The organism is Arthrobacter globiformis, assembly GCF_046536215.2.
Taxonomy (GTDB): Bacteria; Actinomycetota; Actinomycetes; order Actinomycetales; family Micrococcaceae; genus Arthrobacter; species Arthrobacter globiformis_E.
This window is the reverse complement of sequence record NZ_CM143421.1, coordinates 2,794,875-2,810,380: the sequence shown is the minus strand read 5'-3', so window position 1 is coordinate 2,810,380 and position 15,506 is coordinate 2,794,875. Positions and strand designations below refer to the sequence as shown.

Below are 15,506 nucleotides of genomic sequence, written 5' to 3'. Positions count from 1 at the left end.
TGTAAACCAATTTCACTCATTTTGGCCTAGACCAATTTTCGTGTCAATAGGTACCATCAGATTCATGGAAACCTCCGCGGCCGCTGCCCTGCCCAAGTACTACGTACTCAAGGAGCAGATCCTCACCCTGATCGAGGACGCGGTGCCCGGAACGCTGATCCCCACCGAGCGCGCCCTCGCCGAGCAGTACGGGACGTCCCGCACCACGGTCCGGCAGGCCATCGGCGAACTGGTGGCCGAGGGCCGCCTGGACCGGACGCAGGGGAGGGGGACCTATGTGGCGCCGCCGAAGGTGACGCACGTCCGCCAGCTCACGTCCTTTTCCGATGACGCCGCGAGCCAGGGCCTCACGGCTGCGGCCCGGATCGTGGACGTGAGCGTTTTGCCGGCTGATCCGGCCACAGCGCGCCGGCTGGCGGTGGATCCGGGTACGGAGATCCACCGGGTGGAGCGGATCCGGCTTGTGGACGGCGAGCCGCTGGCGCACGAGATTGCGTTCCTTGCCGGGCCGCTGCCGGACCTTGCGCGGACCGTGGCGGAGCGCGGCTCCCTGTACGCTGCCCTGCGCGAGGATTACGGAATCCGGATCGCCGAGGTGGAGGACACCGTGGAGACCAAGCTGGCCGGACCCGCGGAGGTGCAGCTCCTCGACGTCGAAATGGGCGCGCCCATGCTGCTGGTCCACCGGCTCGGGTTCACTCCGGAAGGGCGGCCCGTGGAATGGACCGAGTCGGTGTTCCGGGGTGACCGCTTCCGCTTCGTGGCGCGGATGCACGTCTGAGCTGGGCGTTTGTTACGCACAACTGCGGAAAGTTAAGCAGTGTTGCGTTGCACGACGGCGGGTGTCGCCGGGCGTTGTGAAGCAAGTTACTCGGTGGTTGTGTAAGTCCATAATCAGCGACGGGGCGGCGTAACGCCCTCCCTGGATCGAGGGGGACATGATCACAGCATTGGTTCACAGAATCCGTACGCAATGCGGCCCGGAGCTCAACACGTTCCGCAGCCAGGTGCACGCACTGGCGAGTCAGGAGATCGGTTCCGGAGGCCTCGACGCGGCGGCCACCACCATGGCCCGCCGGCCGTGCCTGGCCACCCCGGGAGTTTCCGTGGACATCGTCGGCTTCACTTGCCCCCGTTCATCCGAGGGAAGGCCTTCGGTGCGCGTTGCGGTGTCCCTGAGCCTGCAGCCGGGCCGGAGGGCCTCGGCCGTCCACTGGGAAGAGGCCCATGCCTGGGCCGGAGCCGTGGCCAGCGGGGAATGGGCTGCCGCCGAGTATGTCGGAAGCCAGGAAAGCCCGGACGGGATGGTCTTTCACTACGCCCTGAAAACCGCCGAGGACCCGTACGCCGTGCCCGAGTATTCGGCAGTGCCGGAATATGCGGCGCCGGAGTACTCGGCGGACTATTCGACGGCGTTGTAACGGCGTCGCGACGCTGCCGCCACCTCCGGCGCGAACTGGCAGGTAATGCCCGCAAATTTCGGATTTGCGGGCATTACCTGCCAGTTCGCGCTCTCTGCGGGCTATGGCTTGAAACAAAAGGATCCGGCGGGAATGAACTCCCGCCGGATCCTTTGTGTGTTGCCGTGCTGCCGTGTTGTCTGCCTTGCCGGGCTACTCCTTGCCAGCTACTCCTTGCCCAGGCCTGCGGCAGAGGTCTTTTCGCCGGTGACCTCGTTGAGCTTGGTCAGGTCGAAGATGCCACTGATGTCGGCCTGCTTGGTGGTGCCGGCGTCCACGCCGTCCTGCAGCAGCTTCTTGAATGCTCCGGCCAGCGGGTCCACCGTGAACACGATGTTCTTCAGCGAGCGGTCAATGACTTCCTGCGGGAGAGCCTTGCCGGCAGCTTCCTTCAGGGCGGCGTTCACTTCCGTGGCCTTCTCGGCGGCGGGTGCGTCGTTGAGCCACTTCACGGCCTCGACGTGGCCCTTGAGCAGCGCTTGCACGGTCTGCGGGTGCTCCGCGGCGAACTTCTTGTTCACGATCAGGATGGTGGTGGGGAACTCGCCCGGCTTGCCGGTCAGCGACCCGTCCCACAGGTCCTTCTCGTCCACCAGGACCTTCGCGCCGGCCTGGAGCACCAGGCGGGAGGCCCACGGCTCAGGCAGCCACGCGCCGTCGAGCTTGCCGTTCTGGAAGAGCTTCAAGGTCTGGGCGTTTTCGGTGGGGTTGATCGCAACGTCCCCGCCGCCGTCGGTGTTGGTCTTGTAGCCCTGCTTGCCCAGCCAGGCGCGGAGCGCCACGTCCTGGGTGCCGCCCAGCTGCGGCGAGGCGAGAGTCTTGCCCTTCAGGTCAGCCGCGGTCTTGATCTCCGGCTTGACCACCAGCTGCGCGCCGCCGGAGGCTGCGCCGGCGATGATGTTGATGGACTCGCCCTTGCTCTTGACGAACGAGTTGATGGCCGGGTTCGGACCGATGTACGTGGCGTCAATGGCGCCGGCATTCAGCGCCTCAATGGCGGCCGGACCGGCGTTGAAGACCTGGGTGCTCAGCTTGGTGGCGCCGAGTTCCTTGGCGATGAAGCCCTTCTGGACGCCGACCAGCGCGGTGGCGTGGGTGATGTTGCCGAAGTAGCCCAGCTTCAGCTCCGTGGCGGGGCTGGTGGCGACGGCCGCGTTGGCGGAACTCGGGGCGGAGTTGTTGGCGGCCGTGGTGGCCACGGCGACGCCTGCACCCAGGACGGCAAGGATGCCGGCGGCGATGCCGATCTTGAGGCCGCTGGGGCGCTTCCGGCCGGCGGTCTGGCCCGCGGCGATCCGGGTGGAGCCCGGATTCTCGTTTGAAGAAGACATGATGTTTCCTTTTCGGATGGTGGAGCGGAGGGGATGGCGCTGAGCGTTGGATTGAGATTACGGACGCCACTCCGGCGGCCACAATGGCAGTCGACGCAGGCGTTCACCCGGCGTCGCAATCGTTCATCCGGGCAGTCTCATAGCTTCACCGGGCGTCGCGGAGCGTAAAAATCCGGGGCTAAAGACCCTCCGCGGCGGACTTCAGGGTTTCCAAAACGGCGGGCAGAAGGTGCTGCTGCCGGCCCCAGACGGGATCGAGGAGCTCGACGTACCAGGAGTCGGCCAGCAGGAGGGCGAGCGTTTCGTTGCTCTCGCGTGCCCAGTCCTGGATCTGCTCCGACTCGACCGGGTTTTCGCTGCTTCCCAAAACGGTGACCACTTCGCCGTCGTGCAGTGTGACCGGAACGGAGGCCTGGCTGACCTCTCCCGGTGCGTGCGCGATGGCAATGAATTCCGTCCCGGCCGAGAGCCGCAATAGCAGGGCCGCCGACTCCGCGGAGCAGAAGCCGGTGACGTACTCCCGCTGGGCATGGCCGGCATCGGGGCCGAGGCCGGGCTGGGATTCCTTGGTGAACAGTCCGCTGCGGTTGAGCTCGGCCAGTTGGCCTGCGATGGGCCGGGTCTCGTCGTCGAAGCGCGGGGTGAGGGTTCCGGGCTGGTATTCGCTGGTGCCCTCAAGCCACCGCGCGGTCAGTTCCCCAGCGGCGGCCAGGGTGCCTGCCTGCCGCCACACTTCACGGTCTGCGAGGAGCCTGCCGTAGCTGTCACGTTCGGTGGTGAATTGATCGCTCATACTCGATGCTAGGCGCGGTCCCGGGGTGTCCGGCAGGCTGAATGACGACTTCGGACGCCGTGTGAATCGCGGTTACGCCGTGTATCTTCCGGTTTCTCCGCGCTTTGACCGCCGCTTTTTGCCGCCGGATAGTTGCTGCCACAACCTTCGCATTCACTACTTTCCATTTCCCAGGGGGCAACCATGGTCCGTCAGTCTCTCAAGTCCCACACGGGCACATTCAAGCCGGGCTTCAAGCCGGCGGTGGGCCTGGCTCTCGCCGCCACGAGCCTGCTGGCGCTCTCCGCCTGCTCCGATCCCGGGGCTGCGGCCGCCACGAACGCGCCGGCCGCCACCAACACTGCCACGTCGGCTGCCAAGACCTTCAACCTGACGCCCGAGCAGGACCGTTTTCCCGTCACCGTGGACAAGGCGGCTGCTGCGCTGGTTCCGGAAGCCATCAAGAAGGACGGAAAGCTGACGGTTGCCGTAAGCCCGTTCGCGCCGCCGCTGGCGGTCTACGCCACGGACAACAAAACTCCGGTGGGCAACGAGGTGGATATCGCCGTCGCACTCGCCCAGGCGCTGGGGCTGGAAGCCGAGCTCGTGCCCACCGCCTGGGCCGACTGGCCCCTCGGCGTCGAATCGGGCAAGTACGAGGCCGTCCTCTCCAACGTCACCGTGACGGAGGAGCGCAAGCTCAAGTTCGACTTCGCCAGCTACCGCGACGACAAGCTCGGTTTCTACGCCAAGAGCGGCAGCGACATCACCAAGGTCGAATCCGCCGCGGACGTTGCCGGCAAGCGCGTCATCGTCGGCTCGGGCACCAACCAGGAATCCATCCTGCTGCGCTGGGACGAGGAGAACAAGGCCAAGGGGCTGAAGCCGGTTGAGTTCCAGTACTACGACGACGACTCCGCCTCGAACCTGGCGCTGCAGTCCGGCCGCGCGGACCTGACGTTCGGGCCGAACGCCACCGCCGCCTACAAGGCCGCCACCGACGAGAAGACCAAGCTGGTTGGCCTGGTGGACGGCGGCTGGCCGCTGAAGGCGAGCATCGCCGCCACCACCAAGAAGGGCAACGGCTTTGCCGCGGCTGCCCAGGCCGGCCTGAACCACCTGATCGAGGACGGCACCTACGGCAAGATCCTGGACCGCTGGGGCCTGTCCTCCGAGGCCGTTGCCAAGTCAGAGCTGAACCCGGCGGGCCTGCCCAAGAGTTAGGTCCTTCATCGATTGCTCCGTACCTGCCCTTATCGGACCTGAAAACGGCAGTTACGGAGCAGCCGATGGGTTTTCCGGCTCATCCTGTCGGTTAGCTGGCCGGGACCACCTTGAGCGCGGAATTCCACTGGTACTCGGGCAGCTGGTCGTTGGCCGAGAGCAGTATGTGCAGGAACCCGGCCTGTTCGAGCTGGCGGGCCCGGCGCTGGGGGCCGACGACGACCGGCCGAAGGCCGCCTGCCGAAGCAAACTCCGCCACGGCCCGCACTGCGTCATCGTCGTCACCGGCGATGAGGACGTCGAGCTGCTGGCCGGCGACGTCGCCGGTAGCCAGCGTTCCGGCGAAGGTGGTGTTGAAGGCCTTGACCACTTTGGCTCCGGTGGATTTCTGGAGCTCTTCGGCCGCGGAGCTGCCCTCGGGGACGCTGAGGCCTTCGAAAGTGGACATGTCCACCGGGTTGGTGATGTCCACGTACACCTTGCCGTCCAGTGCGCTGCCGTATTTGGCCACGACGGCCTTGGCGGGATCGTAGTAGACGGCGGGAATCACGACGGCGCCGCTGAGCTCGTCGCCCACCACGCCGGTGGTCACCTGGCCCCCGAGCTCGGCCGCGAGGGCATCGGCTTTGGCCTTGTCCTCGTGGGCGAGCAGCTGGACACTCTTGCCGCCTGCAATCGCACGGGTCGCGAGCCCGCGGGCCATGTTGCCGGTTCCGATGATGGTGATGTCAGCCATTGTGTTCTTCTTCCTCTATTGGGCGAGACACGCACTGCGGTCCTTCGCAGCTCCACCCAGTGTCCTTCCATGGATTTGAAGCGTCAACAAAATTTCGGGGTTTATTTCGCGCCCCAACCCTGTAGGTTTGACGAGGTACTGAAACCGGATAAAGTGTATGCAAATGCATGAAATATCCGTTCGACGGCGTCGGGCCGCCGGTGCGAGGCCTGCTAAGGAGTCCCATGCTCGACCCGTTTTTCCTGGATGAATCTGAGCCGGCATGAGCAATCTGGAAACCTTCCCCGAGGAGATCGTCTGCACCGAGGGGGACCACGCGGAAGCGGTGGAATTCCTGGCCCCCCGGAGCGTTCCCCTGGGCGGGCCGCGGGCCATGCCGGTGCGCCGGACCCTGCCCCAAAAGCAGCGCAGCCTCATCGGTGCCTGGTGCTTCCTGGACCACTACGGCCCGGACCTCGTCCCGGAGTCGGGCGGCATGAGAGTCCCGCGCCATCCCCACACCGGCCTGGCGACGGTGAGCTGGCTCTTCACCGGCAACGTGGCCCATCGCGACTCGGCGGGGTACGAGGCGATTGTCCGTCCCGGACAAGTCAACCTCATGATCGCCGGACGGGGGATTTCCCATCAGGAGTTCTCCACCCCGGACACCGGCGTACTCCATGGCGCGCAGCTTTGGTACGCCCTACCCGAGGAAACCCGGAACATGGCCCCGACTTTCCAGCACTATGCGCCGGAGCCGGTGCACGGAGAGGGCAGCGAGTTGCGTGTCTTCCTCGGCTCGCTGGCAGGGTCGTCCTCGCCCGTCAACACCTACACACCGCCGCTGCTGGGTGCCGAGGCGGTGCTGCACGCCGGCGGACGGCTTGACCTGGACCTGGACCCGTCCTTTGAACATGGAATCCTGCTCGACACCGGTGACGTTTCCCTCGACGGGACGGCCATGGCGGTGGACCACCTGCATTACCTGCGCCCCGGCCGGACCAGGATTGCCCTGGAGGCCGGGCAGGCGCCGGCCCGGTTGCTGATCCTCGGCGGAGAGCCGCTCGGTGAACGGATCGTCATGTGGTGGAACTTCGTCGGGCGCACCCACGAGGAAGTGGTCGCCTACCGTGCGGCCTGGCAGGCAGAGATCGGCGCCGAGCCAGCCGACCCTCCTCGGGAGGATACCTACCCGGACGGTGCCCCGTTCCCCCGCTTCGGGCCCTTCCCGGAAGGGTATCCGGCGCCACTGCCTGCCCCAGCACTGCCCAACGCCCGGCTTCGGCCGCGCGGCTAATAGACCATCCAGGAGGAGACCATTGGAACAAGCAACAACCCTGACCGTCCGGAACGTCCCGCAGCGCCGCCGCTACGAGCTCAGCGACAGCGACAAGGTCATCGGAAAAGCGCACTACCTGCCCTATGACGGGGGACAGGGGCCCGAGCGGATTTTCTACCACACGACCGTCAGCGAGGAGTACGCCGGGCAGGGCCTGGCCGCCCGCCTGGTCCAGGAAGCGCTGGACGATACCCTGGACGCCGGGATCGCCGTCGTTCCCGTTTGCCCGTACGTCAAGCTCTGGCTGCGCAAGCACCCGGACTACCAGCAGCGCGCCGCCGCGGTCCGCCCCGAGCATCTGGCCGCCCTCGAGAACGCGCAGCGGTAACGGCAGCAGTGTTCGCTGGCCCGCCGTCGTCCTTTACGGCAGCCGGCCCGGCCGGAGCACGCTTGGAATGCCCGCCTGGTCGGGCTCCAGTGGCACCGGGCTGACCAGGACGGCCGGCCCGCGGTGCAGCACGCCGTCGGACAGTGCCCGGCAGCGCATGCCGCCGCGCCCGCGCATGGCGGCATGGGCGCCGGGCGCGAGCATGCGGTCCATCCACGCGCAGGGGTGGGCGGGCCGGCCGCCCCTGAACCGCACCACATCGCCCTGGGATTCCAGCGCGAAGTCCTGGCCCAGGAGCGGGGCCAGGTGCGCACCCCGGAGGATCACGTTGCGCCGGGTCAGGAGGGGGTCGAACGGTCCGGCGTCGAGTTCCGCGGCCATCGCCTCGAGGGCCTCGACGGCGAATAGCGTGACTGCAGCGTCCATGTGCGCGGCCTTGCCGAAGAAGCGGTCCCCCACGATGCCCTTGCCCGCCACAACCTCAACCCGGTCGGAATCCGCCGTCGGAACATCAGCGGCGCCGTCACGCGCACGGCCGAAGTAGGCGTGCGCCGGCGAAACGAGAAGGTGCAGGACGTCCACGTCGTACCGGTAGGTTGCCGTCATGCAACCAACGCTATACCCCGGGTCAGGGCCGGGTCAGGGCCGGGTCAGGGCCGGGTCAGGCCGGAGGTCAGGCGGGCCTCGCGAGCAGGGAGCTGGCTTCCTGGCGGGTGGTTCCGGAGTCCTGGATGCCGTCGGCGATGTGGGCGAGTTCGGCGGGGATGTCGCGTCCTTTTTTGCGCATGGCGGTGGCCCAGAGCCGGCCGGCGCGGTAGGAGGAGCGGACCAGGGGGCCGGACATGACGCCGAGGAACCCGAGTTTTTCGGCTTCGTGCTGGAGGTCGACGAATTCCTGGGGTTTGACCCAGCGGTCCACGGGGAGGTGCCGTTCGCTCGGGCGGAGGTACTGGGTGATGGTGATCAGGTCGCAGCCGGCCTGGTGCAGGTCGGCCAGGGCTTCGGAGATCTCTTGCCGGGTTTCGCCCATGCCCAGGATGAGGTTGGATTTGGTGACCATGCCCAGGTTCCGGCCCTGGGTGATGACGTCCAGTGAGCGTTCGTAGCGGAACGCGGGGCGGATGCGCTTGAAGATCCGGGGCACGGTTTCGACGTTGTGCGCGAACACTTCGGGTTTGGAGTCGCAGATCGCCTTGATGTGCTCGGGGTTGCCGGAGAAGTCCGGGATGAGGAGTTCAACGCCGGTGCCGGGGTTCAGTTCGTGGATCTTGCGGACCGTTTCGGCGTAGAGCCAGACGCCTTCGTCCTCGAGGTCGTCGCGGGCGACGCCGGTGACGGTCGCGTAGCGCAGCTGCATGGCCTGGACGGAGCGGGCGACCTTGGTGGGTTCGAACCGGTCGACGGGGGAGGGTTTGCCGGTGTCGATCTGGCAGAAGTCGCAGCGGCGGGTGCATTCGGAGCCGCCGATGAGGAAGGTGGCTTCCTTGTCTTCCCAGCATTCGAAGATGTTGGGACAGCCGGCCTCTTCGCAGACGGTGTGCAGGCCTTCCTTCTTGACCAGGTTTTTCAGGCCGACGAACTCCGGGCCCATCTGGACCTTGGCCTTGATCCAGTCCGGTTTGCGTTCCACCGGGGTGGCCGCATTGCGCTGCTCGATCCGCAGCATTTTCCGGCCTTCAGGTGCCAGTGTCATTGTTCTCTTTCCCTTAAGTACTGAATCAGCAGGCCACGACGTTGACCGCCAGGCCGCCCATGGCGGTTTCCTTGTATTTGGAGCTCATGTCCTTGCCGGTCTCGCGCATCGTCACGATGACCTCATCCAACGAAACCCGGTGCGAGCCGTCGCCCCACAGCGCCATCTTGGCCGCGTTGATCGCCTTCGCCGCGGCGATCGCGTTCCGCTCGATGCACGGCACCTGGACCAGGCCGCCGATCGGGTCGCAGGTCAGGCCCAGGTTATGTTCCATGGCAATCTCGGCGGCGTTCTCCACCTGCGCGGGCGTGCCGCCCATGACCTCGGCGAGCCCGGCAGCGGCCATCGACGACGCCGACCCCACCTCGCCCTGGCAGCCCACCTCCGCCCCGGAAATGGACGCCTGTTCCTTGTACAGCACCCCGACGGCACCGGCGGCGAGCAGGAACTTGACCACGACGTCGTCGCGGTCTTCCTGGGTCGCCTTATCCATGCCCGGCGCGAAGTGCAGCGCGTAGTAGAGGACGGCGGGGATGATCCCGGCGGCGCCGTTCGTCGGAGCGGTGACCACCCGGCCGCCGGAGGCGTTCTCCTCGTTGACCGCCAGCGCGACCAGGTTTACCCATTCCTGCCAGTACTTCGGGTCCCGGTCCTTGTCCTCCTTCAGGAGGCGTTCGTGCCAGTCGGGAGCACGACGGCGGACCTTCAGCCCGCCCGGCAGCAGCCCCTCACGCTTCAGGCTGACTTCGACGCAGCCTTCCATCACCGAGTAGATGTGCAGCAGGCCTTCCCTGATGTCCCCGGCACTCCGGCTGTCCTCTTCGTTGACCATCATCACTTCGCTGATGCTGAGGGAGGTGTTTTGGCAGTGCTTGAGCAGTTCCGCGGCGGTCCGGAACGGCAGCGGCAGCTCCTTCTTGGACTCATCCAGTTCCTGCTGCGCGGCCTCTTCCTCGCCCTCGCGGACAATGAACCCGCCGCCCACGGAGAAGAACGTCGCCTTCCGGAGCTCGGAGCCGGCCGCATCAAAAACCGTAAAGGTCATGCCGTTGGTGTGCCGGGGCAGCACCGTCAGCGGACGCAGCACCATGTCTTCGACCCCGTATGGCAGCGGCACGGACCCGGCCAGCTGCAGGGTCCCGGTCTCGGCGATCGACGCCAGCCGCTCCTCAACCTCATCGGGCAGGATCAGCGTACCCCTCCAGGCCCAGCAGGACCGCCGTCATGGTGCCGTGCCCGTGCCCGGTGGCCGCAAGCGAGCCGTACAGGTCCACCCGCAGCGCTGCCACCTCCGCCAGGTTCCCCGAGGCCTTCAGCTCCTCCGCAAACACCGCCGCGGCCCGCATGGGTCCAACGGTGTGCGAGGAGGACGGGCCAATACCGATCGAGAAGAGGTCAAAGACGCCAACAGCCATGGTCGGTTCCTAACTGGATAGTTGTGGTCGGTTCGGGCTGGGGAGGGTTTGAGGTGCTGCGGGTGGAGTTTTTGTCCAGATAATGGCCGCAAAAGGGCCTCGAAATCGCGATATCTGGACAAAAACTCCAGCCTTGAGCTGGGGCTAGAGTTCGCCGCCGTTTGCTGCTGCGTATTCTTCGGCCGACATCAGCGGGCCCTCGTCGGTGACGGCCACCTTGAACAGCCAGCCGGCACCGTAGGGGTCGCTGTTGATCAGGGCCGGGTCCGCGACGACGCCGTCGTTGATCTCGGTTACCTCACCGGTGACCGGTGCGTAGAGGTCGGAGACGGACTTGGTGGATTCCACCTCGCCGCAGGTTTCGCCCGCCGTGACAGTGGAGCCGACCTCGGGCAGGTCAACGTACACGATGTCGCCCAGGGCGTCGGCGGCCACAGCAGAAATGCCGATCCCCACCGGTCCCGAGCCGTCAGAGGCAACCCATTCGTGCTCGGCGGAGTACTTCAGTTCAGCAACAACTTTGCTCATATCAATTCCTTTACGTGTCGAAACCTGGGTTACTTGGTGCGCTTGTAGAACGGCAGGGCGACGACCTCGAAGCGCTCCGCTTTGCCGCGGAGGTCCACATCGAGGACGGTGCCGACCGAGGCGTGTTCGACGTCGACATATGCCATCGCCACCGGGTAGCCGAGGGTGGGGGAGGGCTGGCCGGACGTGACCTCGCCGACCAGCGTGCCGTCCTTGAGGACCGGGTAGTGGCCGCGGGCGGCGCGCCGGCCCAGGCCCTTGAGGCCCACGAGCTTCTGGCCAATGGCGGAACCGACGCCGGCCGCCTTGAGTGCGGCCAGCGCCTCCTTGCCCACGAAGTCGCTTTCCTTGGCCAGCGAAACCACCGGGCCCAGCCCCGCCGCGTAGGCGTTGACGCGGCGCGAGAGCTCGTTGCCGTAGAGCGGCATCCCGGCCTCCAGGCGCAGCGAGTCGCGGCAGGCCAGGCCCGCCGGGATCAGCCCGTGTCCGGCGCCGGCGTCCAGAAGGGACTCCCACAGTCCCGCCGCGTCCTCGTTGGGCACGTAGATTTCGAAGCCGTCCTCACCCGTGTAGCCCGTGCGGGCCAGCAGCAGGGTCTGGACAGTGCCGTTGACTGTGATCCCCACCTCGACGGCGGCGTAGTACTTCAGTTCGGTCACCAGGGAGTGCTGACCGGCCGGGACGAGCCGGAGCAGGATCGCTTCCGCGTTGGGCCCCTGCACCGCGATCAGCGAGATGTCGCCGGAAACGTCCTCGACGGCGACGTCGAAGTTCCCGGCCCGCTCGGCGAGGGCGGCGGCCACCTTCGTTGCATTGCCGGCGTTGGGGACCACCAGGTACTTTTCCTCCCCGCGGCGGTACGAAATCAGGTCGTCGATGATGCCGCCGTCGGCGTCGCAAATCAGCGAATACTTGGCCTTGCCGACGGCGAGGGCGGACAGCCTGCCGGCCAGGGCGTAGTCCAGGAAGGCCCCGGCATCCGGACCGGTGACCCGGATTTCGCCCATGTGGGAGAGATCGAACAGGCCGGCTGCGTTGCGGACGGCGTGGTGTTCGGCGAGCTCGGAGGTGTACTTCAGCGGCATCTGCCAGCCGCCGAAGTCGGTGAAGGAGGCGCCGGCTTTCTTGTGCTGGTCGTAGAGGGCGGTGTAGTTCTCGGCCATTGGTCAGTCTTCCAATCCGGTGATTGAGCTTGTCGAGATCTCAAAAGATTCGATCGGAGGGCAGGAGCAGACCAGGTTCCGGTCGCCTGCGGCGCCGTCGATGCGGCCCACCGGCGGGAAGTACTTGTCCTGCCGGAGCGACGGAACGGGGAAGGCGGCCTGCTCGCGCGGGTAGGAGCGCTCCCAGCTGGAACTGACGACGGCGGCTGCCGTGTGGGGTGCGTTGCGCAGCGGGGAGGTCTCCACGGTGAAGTCGCCGTTGGCGACCTGCTCGATCTCGGCGTGGATGGTGATCATCGCGTCGATGAACCGGTCGATCTCGGCAAGGTCCTCGGACTCGGTGGGCTCCACCATCAGCGTGCCCGCCACCGGGAACGCCAGGGTCGGAGCGTGGAAACCGAAGTCGATCAGGCGCTTGGCCACGTCCTCGGCGGTCACGCCGGTGCGGGCCGTGAGCTCGCGCAGGTCCAGGATGCATTCGTGCGCCACCAGCCCGCTGTCTCCCGTGTAGAGGACCGGGAAGAACTCGTTCAGCCGCGACGCGACGTAGTTCGCCGCGAGCAGCGCCGACTTGGTGGCCTCGGTCAGACCTTCGCCGCCCATCAGCTTCACGTAGGCCCATGAGATCGGCAGCACGCCGGCCGAACCGAACCGGGAAGCGGAAATGGCAACGCCGTGCCCTGCTTCAGGGGCGGCCTTGTTGGCATCCCCCGGCAGGAACGGGGCAAGGTGCGCCTTCACGGCAACAGGCCCGACGCCGGGCCCGCCGCCGCCGTGCGGGATGCAGAACGTCTTGTGCAGGTTCAGGTGCGAGACGTCGCCGCCGAACTTGCCCGGCTGCGCCAGGCCCACGAGCGCGTTCAGGTTCGCCCCGTCCACGTAAACCTGGCCGCCGGCCGCGTGGATGGCATCGCAGACCTCGCGGACGTCACCGTCGTACACCCCGTGGGTGGACGGGTAGGTGATCATGATCGCCGAGAGAACGTCCTTGTGTGCCTCGATCTTCGCGTACAGGTCCGTATGGTCGATGGTGCCGTCGGCGGCGGTGGCCACCACAACCACCTTCATGCCGGCCAGCACGGCCGAGGCCGCGTTGGTGCCGTGCGCCGACGCCGGGATCAGGCAGACGTTGCGCTGCTCATCGCCGCGGGAGAGGTGGTAGCCGCGGATCGCCAAAAGTCCGGCGAGCTCGCCCTGGGACCCGGCGTTCGGCTGGATGGACACCTGGTCGTAGCCGGTGATCTCGGCGAGGTCGGCTTCCAAACCATCGATGAGTTCGCGCCAGCCCTGGGTCTGGGAGTCCGGGGCGAACGGGTGGATCGAGGCGAACTCCGGCCAGGAGATGGCCTCCATTTCAGCCGTCGCGTTCAGCTTCATGGTGCACGAGCCCAGCGGGATCATGGTCCGGTCCAGGGCCAGGTCGCGGTCGGAGAGCTTGCGGATGTAGCGCAGCAGCTGGGTTTCGGAGCGGTGCGTGTTGAACACCGGGTGCTGCAGGTAGCCGGAGGAGCGCAGGACGGCTTCGGGAAGTTCAAAGCCCGCTGCGTCCCCGACGGGACCGGCGCCAAAGGCCACGGCCACCGCGGACAGCACGTCCGCCGTCGTCGTCTCATCAACGGAAACACCCACGGTGTCCGCGTCGATGAGGCGAAGGTTGATGCCGCGGGCCTCGGCAGCGGTGATGACCTTGGTGGCCTTGCCGGGCACGCGCACGGTGAGCGTGTCGAAGAAGGACTCGCTGACGAGTTCCCGGCCGGCAGTTTTGAGCGCGGTGGCGAGGATCCGGGCGTTGGTGTGGACGGACTCGGCGATGGCCTTAAGGCCGTCGGGGCCGTGGTAGACGGCGTAGAACGAGGAGACGATGGCGAGCAGCGCCTGGGCGGTGCAGATGTTGGAGGTCGCCTTCTCGCGGCGGATGTGCTGCTCGCGGGTCTGCAGCGCCAGGCGGTAGGCGGGGGCGCCGGCGTTGTCCTTGGAGACACCCACGATGCGGCCCGGGAGCGTGCGCTCCATGCCCGTGCGCACCGCCATGTAGGCCGCGTGCGGGCCGCCGAAGAACAGCGGAACGCCAAAGCGCTGGGCAGTTCCGACCGCGATGTCGGCGCCCTGCTCGCCCGGAGGCGTGATCAGGGTCAGGGCCAGCAGGTCGGCGGCCACCGTCACCAGCGCACCGCGTTCCTTGGCGGCGGCGATGACGCCTGACTGGTCCCACACCCGGCCCGAGACGCCCGGCTGCTGGAGAACGACGCCGTTGATGTCGCCGTCGGGCAGTCCCTGGGAAAGGTCCGCGACCTCCACCTCAAAACCGAGCGCCTCGGCGCGGCCCCTGACGACGGCGATGGTCTGCGGGAGGCAGTCGGCGTCCAGGACCGTCCTGCCGTCCTTGGCGTCCTTGTTCTTATTGGCCCGGCGCATCAGGAGCACGGCCTCGGCCACGGCGGTGGCTTCATCCAGCAGGGATGCGTTGGCGACCGGCAGCGCCGTCAGGTCCTGGACCATGGTCTGGAAGTTCAGCAGCGCCTCGAGCCGGCCCTGCGAGATCTCCGGCTGGTACGGGGTGTACGCGGTGTACCAGGCTGGCGCTTCGAGGACGTTGCGGCGGATGACCGGCGGCGTCACGGTGTCGTAGTAGCCCTGGCCGATCATCTGGACGGCGGTCTTGTTCCTGGCTGCCAGGCGGCGGAGCTCGGCCAGGACCTCAACCTCGCTCAGCGCAGCGGTGAGGCGGAGAGCGTTGTCCTGGCGGATGGACGCCGGAACGGCGGTATCAACGAGGCCATCGACCGAGTCGTAGCCGACGTTCTTGAGCATGGTGTCGATATCGGCCTGGCGGCGGGCGCCGATATGCCGGTCGGCAAACGTTGATGGAAGCGATTGAATCGTCATGAGGAACTCCAGGTCTGGCCGGCCACGGGTGGCACGGCATGGATTGGGTTCCTCCCCGCTCTGTATTGGACCTGAGAGATTCCGCGGACAGGGAGCTCCGCTTGCACCGTCGGTGAGCCCGGTTGCCCGAACTGCTTTCCAGAGTTGCCTAGCCGCGGCGGTACGGGGGCCTGAGAGATTCCTGGGGAGGATTTGCTCCTACGGCGCCTGCCCGGTGGTTACTGGGAGGACTCTCCCGCCACGGTTCGAAAGGCTATGAAGATGTGGGTGATTCGGCTCACAAGCTACAGGACAATTCCGCGCATGCCAAATCCGGGGCCCGTTTGACATTTCTTCGTGACCGAGACCACACTGATCCGGTGGCCAGCGGGGCTACGCCGACCGGCCCGGACCGGACGGACGGCAGCCGCCGGCACGGACAATTTTTTCTCGACATAACTGAAAATGCTTACGATCTGCGGCGGGAGAGCCCTGCCGGTACGTTCAGCAGGCGCCGTAGGAGCAAACCCTCCCCAGGAAACTCTCAGGCCCACGTACCGCCGCGGCGAGGCAACTCTGGAAAGCAGGCAGGCACGTCCTGTCTCACCGACGGTGCAAGCGGAAGACCATGTCCGCGGAATCTCTCAGGTCCCATACAGAGCGGGGAGGAACC

At 66.7% G+C, this 15,506-nt stretch carries 13 protein-coding genes, 1 pseudogene and 2 riboswitches; of the genes and pseudogenes, 5 read left to right on the top strand and 9 right to left on the bottom strand.

The features are described 5' to 3' along the window. The first annotated feature begins 64 nt into the window (after positions 1–64). A complete protein-coding gene (locus tag R5O87_RS12595; protein WP_410554247.1) occupies positions 65–781 on the top strand; it encodes a GntR family transcriptional regulator in 717 nt (238 codons plus the stop codon). Between the two features lie 157 nt (positions 782–938). Further along, a complete protein-coding gene (locus R5O87_RS12590; protein ID WP_410554246.1) occupies positions 939–1,421 on the top strand; it encodes a hypothetical protein in 483 nt (160 codons plus the stop codon). Positions 1,422–1,627: 206 nt separating this feature from the next. On the opposite strand, the gene R5O87_RS12585 is transcribed toward R5O87_RS12590, so the two are convergent. Then, entirely contained in the window at positions 1,628–2,791 is a 1,164-nt protein-coding gene (locus tag R5O87_RS12585; protein ID WP_410554245.1) for an ABC transporter substrate-binding protein, read from the bottom strand. A gap of 178 nt (positions 2,792–2,969) precedes the next feature. Beyond that, a complete protein-coding gene (locus tag R5O87_RS12580) occupies positions 2,970–3,584 on the bottom strand; it encodes a DUF6919 domain-containing protein (protein ID WP_410554244.1) in 615 nt (204 codons plus the stop codon). 183 nt (positions 3,585–3,767) lie between these two features. Between R5O87_RS12580 and R5O87_RS12575 the strand changes: the two genes are divergently transcribed. Then, complete coding sequence (locus R5O87_RS12575) at positions 3,768–4,787, top strand: ABC transporter substrate-binding protein (protein ID WP_410554243.1); 1,020 nt, start codon at positions 3,768–3,770, stop codon at positions 4,785–4,787. Between the two features lie 91 nt (positions 4,788–4,878). On the opposite strand, the gene R5O87_RS12570 is transcribed toward R5O87_RS12575, so the two are convergent. Further along, complete coding sequence (locus tag R5O87_RS12570; protein WP_410554242.1) at positions 4,879–5,523, bottom strand: NADPH-dependent F420 reductase; 645 nt, start codon at positions 5,521–5,523, stop codon at positions 4,879–4,881. A 262-nt stretch (positions 5,524–5,785) separates the two neighbouring features. Between R5O87_RS12570 and R5O87_RS12565 the strand changes: the two genes are divergently transcribed. Further along, positions 5,786–6,799 (top strand): pirin family protein, encoded by a 1,014-nt coding sequence (locus R5O87_RS12565; RefSeq protein ID WP_410554241.1) that lies wholly within the window; start codon positions 5,786–5,788, stop codon positions 6,797–6,799. Positions 6,800–6,821: 22 nt separating this feature from the next. After that, a complete protein-coding gene (locus R5O87_RS12560; RefSeq protein WP_410554240.1) occupies positions 6,822–7,169 on the top strand; it encodes a GNAT family N-acetyltransferase in 348 nt (115 codons plus the stop codon). Positions 7,170–7,202: 33 nt separating this feature from the next. On the opposite strand, the gene R5O87_RS12555 is transcribed toward R5O87_RS12560, so the two are convergent. The 6 genes and pseudogenes from R5O87_RS12555 to gcvP all read right to left on the bottom strand — a co-directional run bounded on the left by R5O87_RS12555 (position 7,203) and on the right by gcvP (position 14,854). Next, complete coding sequence (locus tag R5O87_RS12555; RefSeq protein WP_410554239.1) at positions 7,203–7,775, bottom strand: MOSC domain-containing protein; 573 nt, start codon at positions 7,773–7,775, stop codon at positions 7,203–7,205. Positions 7,776–7,842: 67 nt separating this feature from the next. Continuing rightward, a complete protein-coding gene (gene lipA / locus R5O87_RS12550; protein ID WP_410554238.1) occupies positions 7,843–8,862 on the bottom strand; it encodes a lipoyl synthase in 1,020 nt (339 codons plus the stop codon). A gap of 25 nt (positions 8,863–8,887) precedes the next feature. Next, positions 8,888–10,277, bottom strand: a pseudogene (locus tag R5O87_RS12545) (L-serine ammonia-lyase). Positions 10,278–10,421: 144 nt separating this feature from the next. Then, on the bottom strand, positions 10,422–10,805 hold the full coding sequence (gene gcvH, locus R5O87_RS12540) for a glycine cleavage system protein GcvH (RefSeq protein ID WP_410554237.1): 384 nt from the start codon (positions 10,803–10,805) through the stop codon (positions 10,422–10,424). Between the two features lie 29 nt (positions 10,806–10,834). Further along, positions 10,835–11,968: a glycine cleavage system aminomethyltransferase GcvT gene (gene gcvT / locus R5O87_RS12535; protein WP_410554236.1), complete on the bottom strand. Its 1,134-nt coding sequence runs from the start codon at positions 11,966–11,968 to the stop codon at positions 10,835–10,837. Positions 11,969–11,971: 3 nt separating this feature from the next. Next, on the bottom strand, positions 11,972–14,854 hold the full coding sequence (gene gcvP / locus R5O87_RS12530) for an aminomethyl-transferring glycine dehydrogenase (RefSeq protein ID WP_410554235.1): 2,883 nt from the start codon (positions 14,852–14,854) through the stop codon (positions 11,972–11,974). 148 nt (positions 14,855–15,002) lie between these two features. Next, positions 15,003–15,102: riboswitch (glycine riboswitch) on the bottom strand. Positions 15,103–15,305: 203 nt separating this feature from the next. Continuing rightward, positions 15,306–15,403, top strand: a riboswitch (glycine riboswitch). Positions 15,404–15,506: the final 103 nt, after the last annotated feature.

What these genes read in the sequence shown, in the direction of transcription:
- gcvP (WP_410554235.1), bottom strand. Translation starts at nt 14,854, where the DNA reads ATGACGATTCAATCGCTTCCATCAACGTTTGCCGACCGGCATATCGGC.
- R5O87_RS12570 (WP_410554242.1), bottom strand. Translation starts at nt 5,523, where the DNA reads ATGGCTGACATCACCATCATCGGAACCGGCAACATGGCCCGCGGGCTC.
- R5O87_RS12555 (WP_410554239.1), bottom strand. Translation starts at nt 7,775, where the DNA reads ATGACGGCAACCTACCGGTACGACGTGGACGTCCTGCACCTTCTCGTT.
- R5O87_RS12590 (WP_410554246.1), top strand. Translation starts at nt 939, where the DNA reads ATGATCACAGCATTGGTTCACAGAATCCGTACGCAATGCGGCCCGGAG.
- gcvT (WP_410554236.1), bottom strand. Translation starts at nt 11,968, where the DNA reads ATGGCCGAGAACTACACCGCCCTCTACGACCAGCACAAGAAAGCCGGC.
- R5O87_RS12565 (WP_410554241.1), top strand. Translation starts at nt 5,786, where the DNA reads ATGAGCAATCTGGAAACCTTCCCCGAGGAGATCGTCTGCACCGAGGGG.
- R5O87_RS12580 (WP_410554244.1), bottom strand. Translation starts at nt 3,584, where the DNA reads ATGAGCGATCAATTCACCACCGAACGTGACAGCTACGGCAGGCTCCTC.
- R5O87_RS12575 (WP_410554243.1), top strand. Translation starts at nt 3,768, where the DNA reads ATGGTCCGTCAGTCTCTCAAGTCCCACACGGGCACATTCAAGCCGGGC.
- lipA (WP_410554238.1), bottom strand. Translation starts at nt 8,862, where the DNA reads ATGACACTGGCACCTGAAGGCCGGAAAATGCTGCGGATCGAGCAGCGC.
- R5O87_RS12585 (WP_410554245.1), bottom strand. Translation starts at nt 2,791, where the DNA reads ATGTCTTCTTCAAACGAGAATCCGGGCTCCACCCGGATCGCCGCGGGC.
- R5O87_RS12595 (WP_410554247.1), top strand. Translation starts at nt 65, where the DNA reads ATGGAAACCTCCGCGGCCGCTGCCCTGCCCAAGTACTACGTACTCAAG.
- gcvH (WP_410554237.1), bottom strand. Translation starts at nt 10,805, where the DNA reads ATGAGCAAAGTTGTTGCTGAACTGAAGTACTCCGCCGAGCACGAATGG.